Genomic DNA, 19,886 nt, shown 5'->3' on the forward strand with positions numbered 1-19,886 from the left:
AACAAAAAGGACTCGATATGCAAAAGAGCTCGATCACAGCCACCGTAGACTTTGACCGAGAAGGCGTGCAGCACGGCTTTTTAGCGCTGCCCTATTCCCATGATGACTCCGCTTGGGGAAGCATCATGATACCTATCACCGTGATCAAAAATGGTCACGGGCCAACGGCGCTGCTTACTGGCGGTAATCACGGTGATGAATACGAAGGCATTACCAGCCTACTTAAATTGGCTAACTCGCTGCAAGCAGAGCAAATCCAAGGTCGCGTCATTATTGTGCCAATGATGAACTTACCTGCGGTACAAAATGCCTCGCGCACATCGTCTATCGATAAAGGGAATTTAAATCGCAGCTTTCCCGGAAACCCTGTAGGCTCAGTGACCGAAAAAATCGCGGATTACTTTACTCGTTACTTAGTACCCATGTGCGATTTTGCGTTAGACATTCATTCAGGTGGTAAAACGTTAGACATCGTGCCTTTCGCCGCAGCCCATCGCCTCGACAACCTCGATCAAGAAGAAGCATGCATCTTAGGTGCAAAGCTGTTTGGCGCACCTTACACCATGATCTTGCTCGAAATGGACGCCACCAGCCTGTACGACACCGCAGTGGAATCTCAAGGCAAAATCTTCGTTACCACAGAGCTCAGAGGTGGCGGAACCAGCACTCCAGAAACCATCGCTTATGCCGACCGTGGTATTCGTAACTTCTTGCGTTTTTCGGGCAACTTATCAGGTGATTACGAAAAACCAACCCTGCCAACTAGGTTGCTTGATATGCCCGATGCAAGTTGCTACGTGCAAAGCCAGCACAACGGTATCACCGAATACTTATTTGAGCTTGGCGATACCATCAAACAAGACGATGTACTGGCAAGAATCTATTCAACCGAGCGTACAGGGAGCGACCCAATCGAATACAAAGCGCAGCGCAGTGGGATTTTTGCTGCACGTCGTTTCCCTGCCATGGTCAACATTGGTGACACGGTCGCCGTAATTGCCGAAGACTGTGGCGAATTAAACTAACTCTTATTAGGGCGTATTGACCTTTCGCGGTTAAATTTTGTTCGAGGTAAAATCGTTTTAGGCGCGGCGAAGACTATGCAGCCTAGTCATTCTAAGCAAATGGTCTTCAACAAAGCATAAAACGATTTTTGCGGGGGCGCCTAGCTCGAACCCTTCGGGCAGCCTTTGTGGTTCATTTCTACTGCGTTATCGGCTTTTTATGTAGGCCACCCACAAAGCGCTGCAAAAATCAGCTCGAAAGGTCAACACGCCCTAAACACGACACAACATCGGGTCTGGTGTATCACCTGCCGTTGGTGAATTGACTCACAAACTGATTAAGGAAGAAATGGATGAATCCGATGAAACACAGCTACCTAACGAGTGCCGTACTGATCGCTGCCAGCTTTGCCACCAGCAATGTTTATGCAGAAACGTGGAAATTCGCTCTAGAAGAAGTCAAAGGCTCGGTGCAAGATGCTTATGCGCAAGAGTTTAAAAAGCGCATCGAAAATGCAACCGATGGCGACGTCACAGTGGAAGTCTATCCATACGGCACATTAGGTCAGTCAGAAGATCTTACCGAGCTTACTGCGAACGGTATTATCCAATTTACCAACGCATCGCCAGGTATTTTTGGTTCATTCGTGCCCGAAATGCAGGTTTTCTCCATCCCTTACCTTTTGTCGCAAGACAATGATGTGAATAAAAAAGTGCTGAGTTCAAGCCCTACTATCTATGACACACTCGGCAAAAAGCTAGAACAGAAAAACCTCAAACTTCTCACTATGTATCCAGAAGGTGAAATGGTGTGGACGACCAACCGTGAGATTCGTTCTCCAAAAGATTTTGATAACTTCAAAATACGCGTGATGGCATCGCCAATGCTGGTTGAGGCTTATAAATCGTTTGGAGCCGACCCTACGCCTTTACCCTACTCAGAAGTCTATGGTGCTCTGCAACTTAAAATGATCGATGGTCAAGTAAACCCCGTTTTTGCTATCGAAGAAATGAAGTTCTACGAAGTGAACGACTACATGATCTGGGCAGGACAACAACAATTTACTACGACTGTCATTACCAACAACAGTTGGTTCGAAACCCTCCCACAAACCCGCCAAGATCAGGTCAATAAAGTCATCGCTGGTATGACTGACTTTATATTTGAAAAACAGGATGAGTTTAACCAAGAACGTCTTGATCAAATTAAGCAAGCAAAACCAGATATGCAGATGATCAAACTCGACAGCGACGAACGTGCAGCATTTAAACAAGCCTCTATGCCAATGCGGGACAAATACATCGAGCTTACAGGCGACAGCGGTAAAGCGGTGCTGAGCTCACTGGAACAAGAGTTCAATCAATAACAGAATCAATAACAGAAAAAGGAGTGGCCTTCGGGCCACCTTATAGCGGTTGACCAGTCATCAACTATTCTGAACTGATTGGTATTTTACAGGGAGACCAATTATGCGCCTCGATCGCTACGACGTAAAAATTCTACAAATACTTCATGACAATGGCCGTATTACCAAATCTCACCTTGCCGAGGCCATTAACCTATCCGTGAGCCCTTGCTGGGAGCGTGTCAAAAAACTGGAAGAAGCAGGCATCATTGAAGGCTACGGGGCAAAAGTAAATACCGATGTTTTGTTCAAACGAACGTCGGTCATGGTTGAAGTTACGCTCAAAGAGCACAGCGCCCAAGCGTTCAAACGTTTCGAGCAACTGGTTCAACACTCACCAGAAGTCACTGATTGTTATGCCACAGGCGGCGGTGTCGATTACATCCTCAAAATTCAGTCGGAAGATATTGATCAATATCAGCGGCTTATCGACAACTGGTTAGAGTCAGAAGTGGGCATTGAGCGCTACTTTACTTACATCGTGACGAAAACAATCAAACGTGATGCAGGCACATTAGAAGTGAACCAAAACGCCTTGTTCTAAAAGGGAAAACACGCTTAAAAGACGACCAGAAAAATCACCATATCTAACGGTGTGGAAAAGAAAGTTTTGATGGTTTAAACCTAGGCATCAGAAATTATTTCGGTCACTTCTCCATTACAGTTTAACTATGGACAACGACGCTGGGAGAAGGACTCATGACAGCACTGCACATCTCACATGCTGAGGAATTAAAAGCCTCACACGACATGATGGCGATAATGAAAGACGTACGTTTGGTGAGAGGTTTAGCGTACGTAAATGGCAAATGGGTAAGTGGTGACCAATTTCATCCGGTGGATAATCCAGCGGATGGTACGGTCATCGGCTACATTACCAAGCTATCTCAGCAACAACTCTATCAAGCGATTGATGAAGCCGACCAAGCCTTTCGTCAATGGCGAAAAATGCAAGCAGAAGAACGCGCTGAAATTCTCATGCGTTGGCACGATCTGATTTTAGAATCAAAACAAGATCTTGCTCGTTTGATGGTTATGGAGCAAGGCAAAACATTAGGTGATGCTTTGGGTGAAATCGACTACGGCGCATCCTTTGTTCGTTGGTTTGCAGAGGAAGCACGCCGTAGCTATGGCGAAACCATCCCAAGTCATATTCCGAATGCGCAGCTATCGACGGTACGCGAGCCGATTGGTGTCGCAGCTCTGATTACACCATGGAATTTTCCTAATGCAATGGTCACCCGTAAAGCCGCCGCAGCACTAGCGATAGGCTGTCCGGTGCTCATCAAACCTGCCAGTGAAACGCCTTTCTCCGCATTGGCCTTGGCAGAATTAGCAGACCGAGCTGGCTTTCCACCTGGTGTATTTAACGTGATCACTGGCGATGCGGTGATGGTGTCACAAACCTTGTGTCACTCCGATAAAGTCAAAGCGCTCTCGTTCACAGGTTCAACTCGAGTGGGTAAGTTGCTGCTGCGCGACGCGGCACAAACCGTGAAGAAATGCAGTATGGAGCTCGGTGGTAATGCCCCTTTCATCGTGCTGCCAGATATGGATGTCGAGCAAGCAGCCAAAGCCGCCGTCGATGCCAAGTTTCAAACTGCAGGACAAGACTGCTTGGCTGCAAACCGTATCTTCGTCCCTGACGATAAGTACGAAGCGTTTTTGGAAGCGTTTGCCAAAGAAATGAACCACATTGTTTTGGGCAATGGTTTAGATGAAAAAACCACCATGGGGCCGCTGATCAATCGCGCTGCGGTGGATAAAGCGCATGATTTGGTGCGTGACGCACTCGACAAAGGCGCGCGATTGGTAGCGGGATACCACCAGCCCGTACCAGGCGAAAACTTCTTCGCGCCGACATTGCTAGCCGATGTCACCCCTGATATGGCGGTGTATCGCGAAGAGAATTTTTGTCCTGTGGCAGGCGTGTTGCCTTACCAAGACTTAGATACCGTGATTGAAATGAGCAACGACACTGAGTACGGCTTAGCTGCCTATGTTTATGGTCACGATATTCACCAAATTTGGCGCTGCATGCGTGGTTTGGAATTTGGCATGGTGAGCGTGAACTCCGTCAAGATGACTGGCCACCCTATCCCATTTGGCGGTGTGAAACAGTCAGGGCTTGGACGAGAAGGCAGTCGCCACGGCTTTGAAGAATACAGTGAAATCAAATACTGCTGCTTAGGCGCTTTACCAACCGTCAGTGGCAGTTAAGGCACGAAATATGGATATCCAATTATTCGAGGAGAAGGATCATGAGCAACAAAACCCAACAACTTTTAGAGATCGACCGTCAGAGAGTATTTCATGCCTCAACCCACCTGAAGCAGTATGCGGCTGGGGAGCTTTCGGGAAGAATTATCTCGAGCGGAAGCGGAATACGCATCACCGATTCAGAAGGCATCGAGCTGATAGACGGCTTTGCCGGGTTGTATTGTGTGAACATTGGCTATGGCAGGACTGAAATGGCCGATGCTATTTATGAACAAGCCAAAGAGCTGGCGTACTACCACACTTACGTCGGTCATACGAACGAAGCACTAGTGACACTATCAGATCGCATCATCAAAATGGCCCCTGAAGGCATGAGTAAAGTCTACTACGGCATGTCGGGCAGCGATGCGAACGAAACTCAACTTAAGTTGGTGTGGTATTACAACAATGCCCGTGGTCTACCAGAGAAGAAAAAAATTATCTCCCGTGACCGCGGCTACCATGGCTCAAGTATCGCTTCGGGTTCAATGACAGGGCTGCCTCTGTTCCACGCTCATTTTGATTTACCGCTTGAGCGCATCAAGCACACCATGGCGCCGTATTACTATCGCCGTGAAGACGATAGCATGTCTGAGCTTGAATTCTCTCAATATTGTGCGGATCAACTCGAAGCAATGATCTTGGAAGAAGGCCCAGAAACGGTAGCAGCGATGATTGCGGAACCAGTGCTCGGTACTGGCGGTATTGTGCCACCACCAGAAGGATACTGGCAGGCGATTCGCAAAGTACTCGACAAATACGATGTACTCTTGATTGCGGATGAAGTGGTCTGTGGCTTTGGTCGCCTCGGCTCCGATTTTGGCTCACTGCACTACGACATGAAACCGGATCTCATCACGGTAGCGAAAGGGTTAACCTCTGCGTATCAACCGCTATCTGGCGTGATCGTCGGTGAACGAGTTTGGAGTGTGCTAGAAAACGGCACCGACCAATGGGGTGCTATCGGACACGGTTATACCTACTCCGGTCACCCAATGGGAGCGGCAGCCGCGAACTGCAACCTCGATATCATTGAACGTGAAGGCCTGGTGCAAAACGCAGCCGAAGTCGGCGCTTACTTGCAGCAACGTATGGCGGAGACGTTTAACGATCATCCATTGGTCGGTGATACTCGTGGCGTTGGCTTGTTGCATGCGTTGGAGTTTTCTTCAGACAAACTCCGCCGAGCACACTTTGATCCAAACTTGAAAGTGGGTCCGCAAATCGCGGCAGCCTGTTTAGAGCAAGGCTTAATCGCTCGTGCCATGCCACATGGTGACATCCTCGGCTTTGCTCCACCGCTTATCGCGAACCGTAATGACATCGACACTATTGTCGACAAAGCGCACCAAGCGGTCAATAAAGTGATGGATAACCTCGTCACGTCTAAACAGTGGCAGCCAAAATAGCCGCGAATTAACCAACTCACAAACCTACCAATGATTACCGCCCCCTCTGACCAAATTAGAGGGGGCGGTCCTAAGAGACGTACTACATGGAAACACAAGCAATCTTTGCCGCAAAGAAAGCGATTAACGGATTAGTCAGTCGCACACCATTACTTCACTCACCACTGTTATCGCAACAATATCAATGTGAAATTTGGTTAAAACTGGAAACACTACAACCTATTGGTGCTTTTAAATTGCGTGGAGCGACTCATGCCATGAACAAACTGAGTGAGGAACAAAAACAACATGGCGTCGTCACTTGCTCTACTGGTAATCACGGCCGTGCCGTGGCTTATGCTGGGCAACGACTAGGAGTCCGCACCGTGATTTGTATGTCCAATTTAGTGCCACAAAACAAAGTCGACGCAATTAAAGCATTAGGCGCAGAAGTTCGAATTGTTGGGCAAGCTCAAGACGACGCGGAGCGAGAAGCATTGAGGCTAACAGAAGAAGAGTCGATGACCTATCTCTCACCATTCGAACACCCAGACATCATCGCCGGACAAGGGACCATTGGGCTAGAAATCATTGAAGATCTTCCTGATGTCGACGTCATTTTCGCCGGGCTATCTGGCGGCGGATTGATTGGTGGTATTGGCTTAGCCGCAAAATCAAACAGCAGCAAAGTGAACGTGTATGGCGTTTCCATGGACAAAGGCGCTGCGATGGTAGAAAGCATTAAAGCAGGAAAACCAGTACAAGTTGAAGAGCACGAATCGTTTGCTGACAGCTTAGGTGGCGGCATAGGTTTAGACAATCGCTATACCTTCAAACTCGTGCAAGAAGTCATGGATAAAGCGTTTTTAGTCAGTGAACACAACATCGCCAAAGGCATGGCAGATATTTTCGATGCAGAAAAATTTGCCGTAGAAGGCGCGGCCGCAGTGGGGCTTGCCGCCATTCACCAGCATCAACTGGACTTACGCGGTAAGAAAGTCGTTTTGGTGCTCAGTGGAAAAAACGTCTCTTCAGACACTTTTGAGACGGCATTAAAAATTGGCCGCCAAGTCAAAGAATAACCGAGGTCGTGCGAATGAAAATCTATAATAAATCTCAGATAGAGCAAGTGACTCAGTTAGATCTTAATGCGTTAGCGGCCGTGGAAAATGGCTTCAAAGCGCTTGGGCAAGGCAACGTCACCATGCCTCCGATTCTTAGCATGGCAATTGAAGAGCATAACGGCGAAGTGGATGTAAAAACGGCGCATATCAAAGGTAATGAGCGCTTCGCGATAAAAATCAGCCCAGGATTTTTTGATAACCCAAAACTAGGACTACCCAGCCTAAATGGTTTGATGGTGCTCTTTAGCGCGAAAACAGGGCTGGTTGATAGCGTATTGTTTGACGAAGGGTATCTAACCGACATTCGTACTGCTCTCGCTGGCGCTATCTCCGCGAAATACCTGTCGAACTCAGAAGCATCCAAAATTACGGTTATTGGCAGTGGGCTTCAAGCAGAACTCCAAGTCGCTGCGATAAAATTAGTTAGGCCAATCTCCCAAGTGAACATCTGGGCAAGAGACAACACAAAATCGCAGGCTTACAAACAACGCATGGAGCAACGATACGATCTATCCGTATCCGTACACTCCTCTATCCAGCAAGCATGCCAAGAAGCCGACATTATTGTCACGACAACACCATCAAAAGAACCTTTGCTGAATTGGGAAGATATCCCATCAGGAGCACACGTGATCGCTATGGGTTCAGACAGCCCTCATAAACGTGAGCTTGCCACCTCAGTGATCCTAAACGCTGAGCATCTGGTGGTCGATCGAATCAGTCAGTCAGAATCACTTGGCGAATTACGTGGTGTAGACAAACCGCTCACCCGTAGCCTAGTCGAACTTGGCGACATCATTTGCGGCAAGCACCCCTACTCAAGGCGTGTTGACGATGTTTCGGTATGTGATTTAACAGGGACTGGCGTTCAAGACACCGCAATCGCTGACTATACCGCTCAACAACTCACCAGCATTCAATCCACGATGTAACTTATTCCCTGTGACTTTGGCGGTGGGCAACCACCGCACTTTTTGAGGGCCGTAACATGCCAGAGCTCTGTACGTTTCAATCTTTAACCACTCAGTTTGATTTTTCAGCGGATGTATCCGCTTATCAACGTTCAATCGGACTCATTCAACTCGCGACCGACTATGTGCTAGAAAACGAATGGCGCGAGCATTTACCCGCAGATGTTCGCTTATACACTTCACGCTTTCTCACCACAGGTACTGTCGATCCTCTGCACTTAACAGACATGCAAAACAGTATCCGCGAGTGTGTACGCACCATCGTGCCAATGTGGCCAATCAACGTCATGGCGTTTGGCTGTACGTCAGCTAGTGTGCTCATTGGCTCCGATCAAATCACTGATTTAATTCGTCAAGAGAGACCCGAAGCCATAACAACTAACCCTTGGCAAGCCGCACTGAGAGCGCTTGAACACCATCAAGCTCAAAGAATCGTTATGCTGACGCCGTATACTAATGACGTCAATCACCCACTTTATGAGTCCATGACCGAACATGGCATTGACGTTCTGGCCTTTGGGTATTTCAATCTCGACTACGATCCCCATATCCCAACCATTGGAGGACAAGACGTAGAAAATGCCTTAGCGCACCTGCTTGAGTCGATTGATTGCACTGTGGACGCGGTATTTATTTCATGCACGAACATGCGAGTCATGCATCTACTGCCTTATTTCTCAAGCCGCTTTGGTATTCCTGTACTAAGCTCCAACCAAGTGATGCTTTGGGACGCATTGCGTTTGCTTGAGTCCGATAATTTCTCCGACGTGTCATCATCGCCCTTTCCTTGCTGATAAGGACTCGCTAAAATGCACAAAATTGCGCACTAACTGGATGAAACATGGCAAAACTTACCCTTCAAGAACAAATGCTGAAAGCTGGCTTAGTTAATGAAAAGAAACTAAAGAAAGCGAAGAAAGGCTCTAAAAAATCACGCGTTCAAGCACGCGAAGTAAAAGCGGCGGTTGAAGAGAATAAACGCCAACAGTTAGAGCGTGATAAACAATTGAGCGAACAGCAAAATGCCGAGCGTTTGAATAAAGAGATCAAAGCGCAAATCAATCAATTGATTGAGATGAACAAGATCGACTTAAAAGATGGCGATATTAAGTACAACTTCACCCATGGCACCTTGGTTAAGTCACTGTATGTTGATGCTCTCATCCGTGAACAGTTGATTAAAGGCATTCTAGCCATTGCGATTGTCGGTGAAAGCTACGTTGTCATTCCACGCGGAGTAGCGAATAAAATTGCTCAACGTGATGAATCCGTCATCATCGAACAGAAAGAACCAGAATCGGACATTCCAGCAGAAGACGACCCATACGCAGATTTCGTCGTGCCAGATGACTTGATGTGGTAACAACAAACAATAGATGCATCAACGAAAAGAGCCGCTGATATAACATCAGCGGCTCTTTTTAATAGAAAAAATACGCTACAGAAATGATGTGCGTTATTGCTTGCTTAGTAGCAAATTCACACCAGATGCGGCTAAAAACAGCGAACATCCCCGATTAAAACGTTTTGCCATTTTTGGATTTGAAAACCAGTGTCTAAGGTACAAACCAAAAATCGCGTAAATTGAAATGGCGACCATTTCTAAAATCAAAAACGTGGAGCCAAGGGCAAAAAACTGCTCTTGAACGTTGGCGTTCACGTCTACAAACTGCGGCAAAAACGCAGTAAAAATAAGAATCGCCTTCGGGTTACCGGCGGCAAGCGTAAACTCTTGTTTCGCAAGCCCTGCATAGTTGCGTGAGTTAGTTAACTCAGAGATCGGGCTCGATTCCGAACGCCAAAGGTTGAATGCAATCCACAATAGATACAACGCACCCACCAGCTTTAACGCTAAAAACAGCATTTCTGATGTGTACAAAATCACGGCGAGCCCAGAGGCAGACAGCGCGATCATGCCAGAAAATGCCGTAATACGCCCTAAACTAGCGACAAACGCGGCACGAAAACCGTAACAACGCGCATTATTCATTGCCAATAAGTTGTTTGGGCCTGGAGTCATATTCAGAGCAAAGCAAGCGGGAATAAAAAGGAGGAGCTTCCAAATATCCATGATAAAAAATGGCCTTAATTTTTAGTAATAGCCCGCACCGTAACATTGGCTGCTAGAATGAGTAAATAAAAATTCTACGCTAGAGCATTTCCGCTTCAAACCGAGCTGATCTGGCTTGCGCAATCGTACAGTGCGTTTCTGTCATCAACTCCGCCAAGGTGATATTTGGGTTTTGCACCACCAACCGAATCAGTTTTTCTTCCAACGGTTCCAGTTTGTCCTGATGAACGGATAACCCTTTCTCCAACTTATTCATCACAAACCTTAGCTCTTCACACTGCCCTGCTTTTAGCTGATCAAGTAACGCTTTTAAGTTCAAAGCTTCTCCAGAAACTTGCCAATGACGAGAGCGCCTAACTCGCTTAACGTCACACCCGCAATCCGCCGCAATGACTTTAATGCGTTTAGCATTCTCACCGCCAATGCGATGAATCAGAGAGGGCAGCGAAACAATAATGTCGTCATCTTTCATCCGTTACTCTCCCACCACTGACACATTCTCTCCAACCCAAGTGAGTAGCTGTTTGGCGGCTTTGGAGAGCACCTGATTTTGGCGCACAATGTAGCCGAAATCGGTGTTTGGAAAACTAGGCAAAGGCGTGACTTCTCGGGAAAGCATTAACCTCGGATCAAGAGAGAAATCCGGCACAATGGCGGTCCCAAATCCTGCTTCTGCCCAGTCGATTTGTGCTTCCACACTGCCCACTTCCATCACGCGATGCTTAGGCAGATTTAACTCAGGTAAAGACGCATCTATCAGCTCACGGGTTCGCGTGTCGTGCCCTAGCAGAATCAACGTCTGGCTCTCTTTTCGATTGTCCTGCCACTCAAAAATGTTATCGCCAAACGCACACCAGTGAATTTGCGTGAGAGGCGTAAAATGCAGCGGTTGACTCTCTTTTTGTGCGATAACAAAGCCGATATCGGCACGCGCACTTTTCACCAAATCCACCGCTTGAGAAGACGTGGTATTGAACAATGCCAAGTCGATACCCGGGTATTCACTTTTGAATTGCTGGAACGGTTTGATAAGCAGTAAACGTGAAACGATATCGCTCGCCGCAATAGAAAGCGTTCCTTGCGTAAGATCGTTGATGGCATTGAGATCCGATTGGCAAATTTGCAGCTCATTAAGCATCCGCTGCGCCGTATCTAACAAACGCTTCCCCGCTTGCGTCAACTGCACAGGATTTCGCTCAATCAATTTCGTGCGTGTGGCCTGCTCCAACTGCTTGATATGCAAGCTGACGTTCGGTTGCGTCATGTGCAGTTCCGTCGCTGTTTTGCCGAAATGCTTTACCTCTGCAAGAGTTACGAAGGTTCGCAGCCAGTTCAAATCTAACATTGCCAATTCCGATATGGGATTCTTATCAAGTTAATGAGTATAATTAATTTCTCTTATTATGGCGAACGCCTTAAGATTTTTGCATCTGTTTTTGGAGATTAAATTATGTCGTCTATCGTTGTTGTGGGTGCAAACTGGGGTGATGAAGGCAAAGGCCGCATCGTTGACTTTTTGGCAGAGCAAGCTTCTGCGAGCATTCGTTTCCAAGGTGGTAACAACGCGGGTCATACCGTGGTTAACGACCTAGGTACGTTCAAGCTGCACCAGCTACCAAGTGGCGTTTTCAACCCAGACTGTTTGGCAGTATTAGGTCCGGGTATGGTTATCAGCCCTGCGTTGCTGTCTCAGGAGATTGCGGAAGTTGAAGAAGCGGGTGTAAAAGTGAATATGTGCATCTCTGATCGCGCAACACTGTGTCTACCTCTACACGCATTAGAAGATACGCTAGAAGAACAACGTTTAGGCGACAAAGCATACGGTTCAACTCGTCAAGGTATTGCACCTGCGTACGGTGACCGCGTAATGAAGAAAGGCATCCTTGTTGGTTGGTTGAAGCAACCAGAAGTATTGGTTGAACGCCTTCAATTCATGATGGATTGGAAACTTCCGCAACTGCGTGCGCTCTACCCGACGTTCGAGTTTGAACAAACCGCTGAAGAAATGGCTAACTGGTTGCTAGAAGTGTCTGCACCTTGGCGCGATTCAATTTGCAACGTAACGCTTCCTCTAAAAGAGCTACAAGCAAAAGACAAAACACTATTGTTCGAAGCACAGCTTGGCGCGGGTCGTGACCTTGTTTACGGTGAGTACCCTTGGACAACATCTTCTAACGTTGTATCAATGTATGCGGGTATCGGCAGTGGTCTTCCAGCACTTCGTCCTGAGCGCGTTATTGCGGTTGCAAAAGCATTCAGCTCATCAGTAGGTACTGGTACGTTGATCACGGCAATGGAAGAGCAAGACGCTTTTCGTGAACTTGCAGGCGAGTTCGGTGCAACTACAGGTCGTCCGCGCGATATGGGCTACTTCGACGCTGTCGCTACGAAGAACGGCGTTGAACTGCAAGCAGCAACTGAAATTGCGCTAACTAAAGTAGACTGTTTGACTGGTCTTAACGATCTGAAAATCTGTGTTGGCTACGAAGGCGACCACAGCGAAAACCCAATCTGGCCTCAAACGGCAGCACTAGCACCAATCTACGAGAAAATGGAAAGCTGGAGCGAAGACATCACAGGTTGTCGTAAGTTTGAAGAGCTACCAGTAGCAGCACAGAAGTACGTTCTACGCATTGAAGAACTGATGGGCGTACCAGTAAAAATGGTGTCTGTGGGTCCAGGCCGTGAACAAATGATTATGCGATAAGATGTGAATTAACACATCATTGGCAAGCGGCTTTTATCTGTTCCGGGGTAAAGCCGCTTTTTTTTACACTGTAAACTTTGAAGAAATTGCACTTCTCAATTCGTGTTTAGTAACCTAATCGCGCCTACCTTCCCTCTTTATTTATCAATCAATAGATTAGAGCATATAACGCATTGTGCACGTTATTAGTACATCTCACTTGTTAAAGAAGCACGTTATTTAAGTTAATTGTTTGAATTAATGTTCTTTAACTGATTGCTTGATCACGATCTTCATCTGCAATTTGTTGAACTAGTGCTCAAAAAATCTAACCCGCTGTTTTTAGGATAGATGAGTTCCCCAACATCCAACCTAACAGCAGGTGATTCCAATGACGAAAAATCTTTTCCGCCTCAGTACGATAACTCTCGGTTTATGCATCAGTTCGTTCTCTTTTGCGCAATCCGATCTTCCGAACATTAAAATTCTTGCCACTGGCGGCACCATAGCAGGCGCAGGTCAATCTGCGACAGAGTCAAACTACACCGCAGGTAAAGTCGGTGTCGAATCATTGATTTCTGCGGTACCTAGCATGACCAACATTGCCGATATTTCTGGAGAGCAAGTGGTCAGTATCGGTTCACAAGATATGAATGATGAGGTATGGCTTAAATTAGCCAAACGCGTCAACGAACTGCTCGCTCAAGATGATGTTGACGGTATCGTCATCACGCATGGTACCGATACGTTAGAAGAAACCGCTTACTTCCTTGATCTGACCGTCAAGAGCAAAAAACCAGTCGTGATTGTCGGTGCAATGCGTCCTTCCACCGCAATGAGTGCTGATGGCCCAGTTAATTTATACAACGCCGTCGTGACAGCCACCGATGAAGATTCTGAAGGGCGCGGCGTGTTAGTCGCGATGAATGACACTATATTCGATGCGCGAGACGTAACTAAAACAAACACCACTTCCGTCAGTACTTTCCAGTCACCTAACTTTGGCCCTATCGGTTACATTCATAATAGCGATGCCAAATATCAACGAAGCCCAGAGCGTAAACACACCACAGAAACACCATTCGATGTATCAAAACTCAACACACTACCTAAAGTCGGCATTGTTTATAACTATGCAAATGCGTCGAGCTTACCAGTCAAAGCCTTTGTTGATGCCAAATTTGACGGTATTGTAAGTGCTGGTGTGGGTAATGGTAACTTGTACCACACGGTCTTTGATGAGCTAGAAAAAGCGAGCAAAGATGGCGTTGTTGTCGTAAGAAGCTCTCGCACACCAACCGGTTCAACCACTTTGGATGCTGAAATTGATGACGACAAATATGGCTTTGTTGCCTCAGGCACACTAAACCCACAAAAAGCACGTATCTTACTGATGCTGTCACTTACTCAAACCAAAAACTATCAAGACATCCAAAAGATGTTCCAATACTATTAATTCTGTGTAAGGCATCTTTATATGCACAAGAGGAGGTGTTACTCGCCTCCTCTTGCACACGACAATGTTGGCGCCCCGTATTAACCAAACAAACGGCGTTTCATCCCTGCTTTTTCAAGAATACGCGTGGTGATCTCTTCCACAGAGAGAGAGGACGTATTGATATATGGGATCGCCTCTCTTCTAAACAACGCCTCTACGGTGTCTAGCTCCAGCTTACACTGCTCGGTACTGGCGTAATCACTTCCGGATAAACGATTCTCACGGATTTCAGTCAAACGTTCAGGGTCGATAGTAAGCCCGAACAACTTATGACGATGGATCTCAAACTCAGGCAACAAACGCATCATCTTCACATCTTCCGCAATGAACGGATAGTTCACGACACGCAAACCAAATTGCATCGCCATATACAAGCTGGTCGGGGTTTTCCCGCTGCGCGATACTCCCAGCAGGATGATATCGGCTTGTTCCAACCCTTTTAGCGTGATGCCATCATCATGCGCCAATGTATATTCAATGGCCGCGATACGGTCGAAATAAGTATCGGAATCTTTCCCCACACTGCGAGAACGTTGCAACTTGGGTTTTGGCGCCATCTGAATGTCATCTTGCACTTTCTGTACAATGCTTTCCAACACATCGTAGCTGTATGCAGGCGCTTCCAGAAGCATTTCACGTACGTCTGGCACCACGATAGAGAAAAACACCAGAGGTTTGACGCCATTGCGTTGGTAGGAAGTTTCAATTTCTTTTACAACGTCAGCAACTTTGTCCTGGCTTTCTACGAACGGAAAGGTTTTTTCGTTAGGAATGAACGGAAATTGACCGAGAACAACATGTCCTAATGTCTCACATGTTATCGCCGTACCGTCAGAAACATAGAACACATCACGACTTTGGTTATTTATTTGCATTTCTGTTTAATTTTTCAAAATCTTTTGAGTAGGATGGTAAACATAATATTAATAAATCAGTTTGGCTTTCAGTTAGGTTCACCACAGCTTTAAAAATTCTTTTGAATTTTTTTTAGCCAGAACGTAATCGTTTGCCTTTGATATCAATCTAAATGAAGCAATGTATGGTCAAAGTGTAATAACAGCCAACATGCGATTGTTTAGAGCGATTTAAGTCCCCCTACTAAGCTGCAATGTTTCTGGAGAAAGACATGCAAAAGAACACCCTCTGGTTCAATGGCCTATCCATGGATGATGTCGACAAAGTCGGCGGTAAGAATGCTTCACTTGGCGAAATGGTTTCTAACCTAGCGAACGCAGGCGTTTCTGTACCAAATGGTTTTGCGACAACCTCATACGCGTTTAACCAATTCCTTGACCACGAAGGTTTGGATGAGCGTATTCACCAATTACTTGATGAACTAGACGTTGAGGATGTGGAAGCTCTGCGTAAGACAGGTGCAACCATCCGTCAATGGGTATTAGAGGCCCCTTTCCCTGCGGACCTTGAACAAGAAATCCGTGAAAACTACCAAGAACTGATTGAAGGCAACCCTGAGCTTTCAGTCGCAGTTCGTTCGTCTGCTACGGCAGAAGACCTGCCTGATGCTTCTTTTGCTGGTCAGCAAGAAACGTTTTTGAACGTGAAAGGCATCGATGCAGTACTAGAAGCAACTAAGCACGTTTACGCTTCTCTATTTAACGACCGTGCGATCTCTTACCGTGTACACCAAGGTTTCGACCATCGTGGTATCTCACTATCTGCGGGTATCCAACGTATGGTGCGTTCAGACAAAGCTTCTTCGGGTGTGATGTTTACGCTTGATACTGAGTCTGGTTTCGACCAAGTTGTCTTCATCACCTCTTCATGGGGCCTAGGTGAAATGGTCGTTCAAGGCGCAGTAAACCCTGATGAATTCTACGTTCATAAGCCAATGCTTGAAGCGGGCGAACACCCGATCGTTAAGAAAACATTTGGTTCTAAGTTGATCAAAATGATCTACTCTGACAACCAAGAGATCGGCAAACAAGTTGATATCGTTGATACTTCTGATGAAGAGCGCAACACGTTCTCACTGAACGACGAAGAGATCAAAGAGCTCGCCAAACAAGCGATGATCATCGAGAAGCACTACCAGCGTCCAATGGACATTGAGTGGGCAAAAGATGGCATCGACGGCAAGCTGTACATTGTTCAAGCTCGTCCTGAAACCGTATGTTCACAAACGGAACAAAACGTGATTGAGCGCTACGAGCTACAGAACAAAGCAGATGTTTTGATTGAAGGTCGTGCAATCGGTCAACGTATCGGTAAAGGTGCAGTGCGTTTGGTTGACTCTCTGGACCAAATGTCATTGGTTCAGGAAGGTGATGTGTTGGTTACAGACATGACTGACCCAGACTGGGAACCAGTGATGAAGAAAGCTTCTGCTATTGTTACCAACCGTGGCGGACGTACTTGTCACGCAGCAATCATTGCTCGTGAACTTGGTATTCCTGCAATCGTTGGCTGTGGCGATGCGACAAGCAAACTGACTGATGGCGCAACAGTGACAGTATCTTGTGCAGAAGGCGAAACGGGTTACGTTTACCAAGGTGAACTTGAGTTTGATGTAAAACGCTCTTCTGTTGATGAACTGCCACTACTGCCGACCAAAGTGATGATGAATGTGGGCAACCCAGATCGCGCATTCGACTTTGCTCAGATTCCAAACGAAGGTGTTGGTCTTGCTCGTCTAGAGTTCATCATCAACAAGATGATCGGTATTCACCCGAAAGCATTACTTAACTTTGATGCGCAAAGCGATGAGCTAAAAGCAGAAATTAAACAGCGCATTCGTGGTTACAAAGATCCTATCGATTTCTACGTGAGCAAGCTGACTGAAGGCATCGCGACTATCGCTTCTGCTTTCTGGCCAAAACGCGTCATCGTTCGTATGTCTGACTTTAAGTCTAACGAATACAGCAACTTGGTTGGTGGTAAAGCCTACGAACCGCATGAAGAAAACCCAATGCTCGGCTTCCGTGGTGCGTCTCGTTACATTTCTCCAGTGTTTGAAGATTGCTTCGAGTTAGAAACTCAAGCTATCAAGCGCGTTCGTAACGAAATGGGTCTGAAGAACGTTGAAATCATGATCCCATTCGTGCGTACACCAAGCGAAGCTGCATCAGTGATAGATTTGCTAGCGAAGTTTGATCTGCGCCGTGGCGACCAAGGTCTGAAAGTCATCATGATGTGTGAGCTGCCATCCAACGCCGTGCTTGCTGACGAGTTCTTGAAGTACTTCGATGGTTTCTCTATCGGTTCAAACGACATGACTCAGCTAACGCTTGGTCTGGACCGTGATTCTGGCGACGTGGCACATCTGTTTGATGAGCGTAACGCAGCAGTGAAAATCATGCTGAAAATGGCAATAGACGCAGCAACCAAAGCTGGTAAGTACGTGGGTATTTGTGGTCAGGGCCCATCAGATCATGAAGATTTGGCGGAATGGTTGATGGAGCAAGGCATCAGCTCTGTTTCACTAAACCCAGACACCGTTATCGATACTTGGTTACAGCTCGGTAAAGTTAGCAGCAAGTAACGCGCTAAAAACTCAAGCCCTCACACTCCCCTTGTGAGGGCTTTGTTATTCATACGTCATTTCGCAATCAGTTCGTGATTCCTCTCTCAAGATCGCCATTTAGTCAATTTCATTATCAAAGTCTGATGACCTAGAATGAATGATGTATCGACAACTCCAGAGAGAATTTGATGAAAAAGTCTATCGCACTCATTACCACATTGATGCTCCTAGCATCTCCCGCTTACGCAGATTGGGATGATATTTCCAACAAAATGTCTGAGCTAGGCGAAGCGGTTTCTGATACTGCGCAAGATGCTTGGGACGATACCAAAGCCTTTTCAAAACAAGCGTGGCAAGATTTCACGAACTGGTCCGAGGAAGCAATCAATACCGCGGGCGAGTGGACAGAAGCTAGTATCGAGAAAAGCAAAGAATGGATAGATGCAGCCGACAAGAAAATTGATGAACTGATGGAAGGCGACACGCCAGAAGAAGCTCGCCAAGCCGTAGACTTAATGGCGGATAGTGCTTTGCTCAAGTTGTTTAATGAAAAGCCGGAGGCCAAAGCCATTTACGACAACGCTTACGGCTACGCGGTCTTTGATTCTCGTAAATTGTCTTTGTTGTTTCACACCAACTCAGGGTCAGGTGTCGCAGTAAATAAGGAAACAGAAAAACGCACTTATATGAATATGTTTGGTTTGGGCGTCGCACTTGGGGCTGGCGGCAAGTTTTACCAACAAGTGATTCTGTTTGAGAGCAAAGAAGACTTTGACACTTTCGTCAACGAAGGATGGGAAGCGACCAGTGAAGCCTCTGCTGTAGCTGGCGAAGACTCAGAGCAACTTTCAAAGCAATTTAACAGTGGCGTCGCCGTTTATCAGTTGAATGCAAAAGGCTTGCTCATCGATGCCAACGTGTCTGGTTCTAAATATTGGGTTAACGAAGAGCTCACCAACTCGCAGTAACGCATAGCAACTAATCGCTTAAACAGAACGGTTGTTATGCACCCTTATCAATAAGTTAACGCAGCTATGACTCCTCAAAACTGAGTACTTGTGCAACTTTCTCATGGGAAGTCACCAGAAGATGGTGACTTCCCTTTCTCGTTGGATGGCTTTTCGTTATGCTTGCCCAAAACCATCTGCGATTCGGTATCCCATGCCTGACAATAACTTTAATAATCTGCTGGCAGAAGCAATTTCTGCTCTTAATACGCCTAACTTTACTCCTAAGCTTATGCGTGTCATTCGCACTCTTTTTCATTTTGATTGCGCGGTTATTTTAGGTTATCGAGAAGGTAAACATCCTATCTATCTCTACGACTCGATTGAGAACGAGCGAGAGTTACTTTTTCAACGCTACCTTACTGACTCATTTCAAAATGACCCTTTCTTTCTCAAACTAAACGAGACAAAACAACAAGGCATATTTACGCTCAAAGACGTGGCGCGTAAAGGCGTTGACTTCACTTCATACTGCGAGCAGTTCTATCATCAAACAGGGTGGAAAGACGAACTGAGCATGCTAGTCGAAGTCGAACCTGGCCGTTGGGTCATGTTGTACTTCGGGTATATGAATGATGGAAAATACTTTTCTCAACAGCAAATCAATAAATTAAAGCCCTACTTCCCGATAATTCAATCGCTTTGTCAGCAGCACTGGAAACAAACGGAGTTTACCTTTTCTGAGCCTGTTTTTGCCCAGAGTGCTTATTCTGGCAGTATGCGATTAGCCATTGAGCAAGCTTTAGCAACATTTGGCGTAGAATCACTCACTCGTCGCGAGCAAGAGGTGGCTTCACTTCTCGCTCAAGGGTTTGACACCAAAGAAATTGCCGCGCGGTTACACTTAGTTCAAGGCACAGTCAAAAATCATCGAAAACGCATTTACTCGCAGTTAAATGTGTCTTCATTGAGTGAGTTATTCCAGCTTTTCCTCAATCACCTCATTCTCCATTCAAGATAAAAAACTGTCCCTTAAGGGATATATGGAGAA

General features: G+C 46.4%; 18 protein-coding genes. 14 read left to right on the plus strand and 4 right to left on the minus strand.

Going from position 1 to position 19,886, the window contains the following annotated elements; all coding sequences use genetic code 11:
* Positions 1–17: 17 nt before the first annotated feature.
* The 9 genes from doeB (at position 18) to VEA_RS18190 (ending at position 9,515) form a co-directional block, all read left to right on the plus strand.
* Positions 18–1,025 carry a N(2)-acetyl-L-2,4-diaminobutanoate deacetylase DoeB gene (gene doeB, locus VEA_RS18150; protein WP_006741395.1) on the plus strand — a complete coding sequence of 336 codons (1,008 nt, stop codon included), beginning with the start codon at positions 18–20 and terminating at the stop codon, positions 1,023–1,025.
* A gap of 332 nt (positions 1,026–1,357) precedes the next feature.
* A complete protein-coding gene (locus VEA_RS18155) occupies positions 1,358–2,371 on the plus strand; it encodes a TRAP transporter substrate-binding protein (protein WP_006741394.1) in 1,014 nt (337 codons plus the stop codon).
* Positions 2,372–2,474: 103 nt separating this feature from the next.
* Positions 2,475–2,954, plus strand: coding sequence for an Lrp/AsnC family transcriptional regulator (locus tag VEA_RS18160; RefSeq protein WP_006741393.1), 480 nt, complete (start codon positions 2,475–2,477; stop codon positions 2,952–2,954).
* A 155-nt stretch (positions 2,955–3,109) separates the two neighbouring features.
* Positions 3,110–4,630: an NAD-dependent succinate-semialdehyde dehydrogenase gene (locus VEA_RS18165; protein WP_006741392.1), complete on the plus strand. Its 1,521-nt coding sequence runs from the start codon at positions 3,110–3,112 to the stop codon at positions 4,628–4,630.
* A 41-nt stretch (positions 4,631–4,671) separates the two neighbouring features.
* On the plus strand, positions 4,672–6,078 hold the full coding sequence (locus tag VEA_RS18170; RefSeq protein WP_006741391.1) for an aspartate aminotransferase family protein: 1,407 nt from the start codon (positions 4,672–4,674) through the stop codon (positions 6,076–6,078).
* Positions 6,079–6,164: 86 nt separating this feature from the next.
* A complete protein-coding gene (gene eutB, locus VEA_RS18175) occupies positions 6,165–7,139 on the plus strand; it encodes a hydroxyectoine utilization dehydratase EutB (protein WP_006741390.1) in 975 nt (324 codons plus the stop codon).
* Positions 7,140–7,153: 14 nt separating this feature from the next.
* The gene (locus VEA_RS18180) at positions 7,154–8,113 is read left to right on the plus strand and encodes a cyclodeaminase (protein WP_006741389.1); all 960 of its coding nucleotides are present in this window, start codon (positions 7,154–7,156) and stop codon (positions 8,111–8,113) included.
* A gap of 56 nt (positions 8,114–8,169) precedes the next feature.
* Positions 8,170–8,946, plus strand: coding sequence for a maleate cis-trans isomerase family protein (locus VEA_RS18185; RefSeq protein WP_006741388.1), 777 nt, complete (start codon positions 8,170–8,172; stop codon positions 8,944–8,946).
* A gap of 47 nt (positions 8,947–8,993) precedes the next feature.
* On the plus strand, positions 8,994–9,515 hold the full coding sequence (locus tag VEA_RS18190) for a DUF2058 domain-containing protein (protein WP_006741387.1): 522 nt from the start codon (positions 8,994–8,996) through the stop codon (positions 9,513–9,515).
* A gap of 93 nt (positions 9,516–9,608) precedes the next feature.
* Here VEA_RS18190 and VEA_RS18195 read toward each other — a convergent pair whose 3' ends face one another.
* From VEA_RS18195 to VEA_RS18205, 3 genes are all read right to left on the minus strand, one after another.
* The gene (locus VEA_RS18195; RefSeq protein WP_006741386.1) at positions 9,609–10,223 is read right to left on the minus strand and encodes a LysE family translocator; all 615 of its coding nucleotides are present in this window, start codon (positions 10,221–10,223) and stop codon (positions 9,609–9,611) included.
* Positions 10,224–10,302: 79 nt separating this feature from the next.
* A complete protein-coding gene (locus tag VEA_RS18200; RefSeq protein ID WP_006741385.1) occupies positions 10,303–10,695 on the minus strand; it encodes a ribosome recycling factor family protein in 393 nt (130 codons plus the stop codon).
* A 3-nt stretch (positions 10,696–10,698) separates the two neighbouring features.
* Positions 10,699–11,568 (minus strand): LysR family transcriptional regulator, encoded by an 870-nt coding sequence (locus VEA_RS18205; protein WP_006741384.1) that lies wholly within the window; start codon positions 11,566–11,568, stop codon positions 10,699–10,701.
* A 105-nt stretch (positions 11,569–11,673) separates the two neighbouring features.
* On the opposite strand from VEA_RS18205, the gene VEA_RS18210 reads away from it, so the two are divergent.
* Both VEA_RS18210 and ansB read left to right on the plus strand, forming a co-directional pair.
* A complete protein-coding gene (locus VEA_RS18210; protein WP_005464135.1) occupies positions 11,674–12,930 on the plus strand; it encodes an adenylosuccinate synthase in 1,257 nt (418 codons plus the stop codon).
* A gap of 370 nt (positions 12,931–13,300) precedes the next feature.
* Positions 13,301–14,365, plus strand: a complete 1,065-nt coding sequence (gene ansB, locus VEA_RS18215) for an L-asparaginase 2 (protein WP_006741383.1) — start codon at positions 13,301–13,303, stop codon at positions 14,363–14,365.
* A gap of 80 nt (positions 14,366–14,445) precedes the next feature.
* Here ansB and ppsR read toward each other — a convergent pair whose 3' ends face one another.
* Positions 14,446–15,282 carry a posphoenolpyruvate synthetase regulatory kinase/phosphorylase PpsR gene (gene ppsR / locus VEA_RS18220; RefSeq protein WP_005392709.1) on the minus strand — a complete coding sequence of 279 codons (837 nt, stop codon included), beginning with the start codon at positions 15,280–15,282 and terminating at the stop codon, positions 14,446–14,448.
* Between the two features lie 251 nt (positions 15,283–15,533).
* Between ppsR and ppsA the strand changes: the two genes are divergently transcribed.
* From ppsA to VEA_RS18235, 3 genes are all read left to right on the plus strand, one after another.
* Complete coding sequence (gene ppsA / locus VEA_RS18225; RefSeq protein ID WP_006741382.1) at positions 15,534–17,906, plus strand: phosphoenolpyruvate synthase; 2,373 nt, start codon at positions 15,534–15,536, stop codon at positions 17,904–17,906.
* A 170-nt stretch (positions 17,907–18,076) separates the two neighbouring features.
* Positions 18,077–18,856, plus strand: coding sequence for a lipid-binding SYLF domain-containing protein (locus tag VEA_RS18230; RefSeq protein WP_006741381.1), 780 nt, complete (start codon positions 18,077–18,079; stop codon positions 18,854–18,856).
* 193 nt (positions 18,857–19,049) lie between these two features.
* Positions 19,050–19,856, plus strand: a complete 807-nt coding sequence (locus tag VEA_RS18235; RefSeq protein WP_041853148.1) for a response regulator transcription factor — start codon at positions 19,050–19,052, stop codon at positions 19,854–19,856.
* Positions 19,857–19,886: the final 30 nt, after the last annotated feature.

The organism is Vibrio antiquarius, from assembly GCF_000024825.1.
Lineage (GTDB): Bacteria > Pseudomonadota > Gammaproteobacteria > Enterobacterales > Vibrionaceae > Vibrio > Vibrio diabolicus.

Coding starts and splice junctions, on each gene's coding strand:
- VEA_RS18210 (WP_005464135.1), top strand. CDS start 11,674: ATGTCGTCTATCGTTGTTGTGGGTGCAAACTGGGGTGATGAAGGCAAA.
- VEA_RS18160 (WP_006741393.1), top strand. CDS start 2,475: ATGCGCCTCGATCGCTACGACGTAAAAATTCTACAAATACTTCATGAC.
- ansB (WP_006741383.1), top strand. CDS start 13,301: ATGACGAAAAATCTTTTCCGCCTCAGTACGATAACTCTCGGTTTATGC.
- VEA_RS18190 (WP_006741387.1), top strand. CDS start 8,994: ATGGCAAAACTTACCCTTCAAGAACAAATGCTGAAAGCTGGCTTAGTT.
- VEA_RS18195 (WP_006741386.1), bottom strand. CDS start 10,223: ATGGATATTTGGAAGCTCCTCCTTTTTATTCCCGCTTGCTTTGCTCTG.
- VEA_RS18155 (WP_006741394.1), top strand. CDS start 1,358: ATGAATCCGATGAAACACAGCTACCTAACGAGTGCCGTACTGATCGCT.
- ppsR (WP_005392709.1), bottom strand. CDS start 15,282: ATGCAAATAAATAACCAAAGTCGTGATGTGTTCTATGTTTCTGACGGT.
- VEA_RS18230 (WP_006741381.1), top strand. CDS start 18,077: ATGAAAAAGTCTATCGCACTCATTACCACATTGATGCTCCTAGCATCT.
- VEA_RS18205 (WP_006741384.1), bottom strand. CDS start 11,568: ATGTTAGATTTGAACTGGCTGCGAACCTTCGTAACTCTTGCAGAGGTA.
- VEA_RS18200 (WP_006741385.1), bottom strand. CDS start 10,695: ATGAAAGATGACGACATTATTGTTTCGCTGCCCTCTCTGATTCATCGC.
- ppsA (WP_006741382.1), top strand. CDS start 15,534: ATGCAAAAGAACACCCTCTGGTTCAATGGCCTATCCATGGATGATGTC.
- VEA_RS18165 (WP_006741392.1), top strand. CDS start 3,110: ATGACAGCACTGCACATCTCACATGCTGAGGAATTAAAAGCCTCACAC.
- VEA_RS18185 (WP_006741388.1), top strand. CDS start 8,170: ATGCCAGAGCTCTGTACGTTTCAATCTTTAACCACTCAGTTTGATTTT.
- VEA_RS18170 (WP_006741391.1), top strand. CDS start 4,672: ATGAGCAACAAAACCCAACAACTTTTAGAGATCGACCGTCAGAGAGTA.
- eutB (WP_006741390.1), top strand. CDS start 6,165: ATGGAAACACAAGCAATCTTTGCCGCAAAGAAAGCGATTAACGGATTA.
- VEA_RS18235 (WP_041853148.1), top strand. CDS start 19,050: ATGCCTGACAATAACTTTAATAATCTGCTGGCAGAAGCAATTTCTGCT.
- doeB (WP_006741395.1), top strand. CDS start 18: ATGCAAAAGAGCTCGATCACAGCCACCGTAGACTTTGACCGAGAAGGC.
- VEA_RS18180 (WP_006741389.1), top strand. CDS start 7,154: ATGAAAATCTATAATAAATCTCAGATAGAGCAAGTGACTCAGTTAGAT.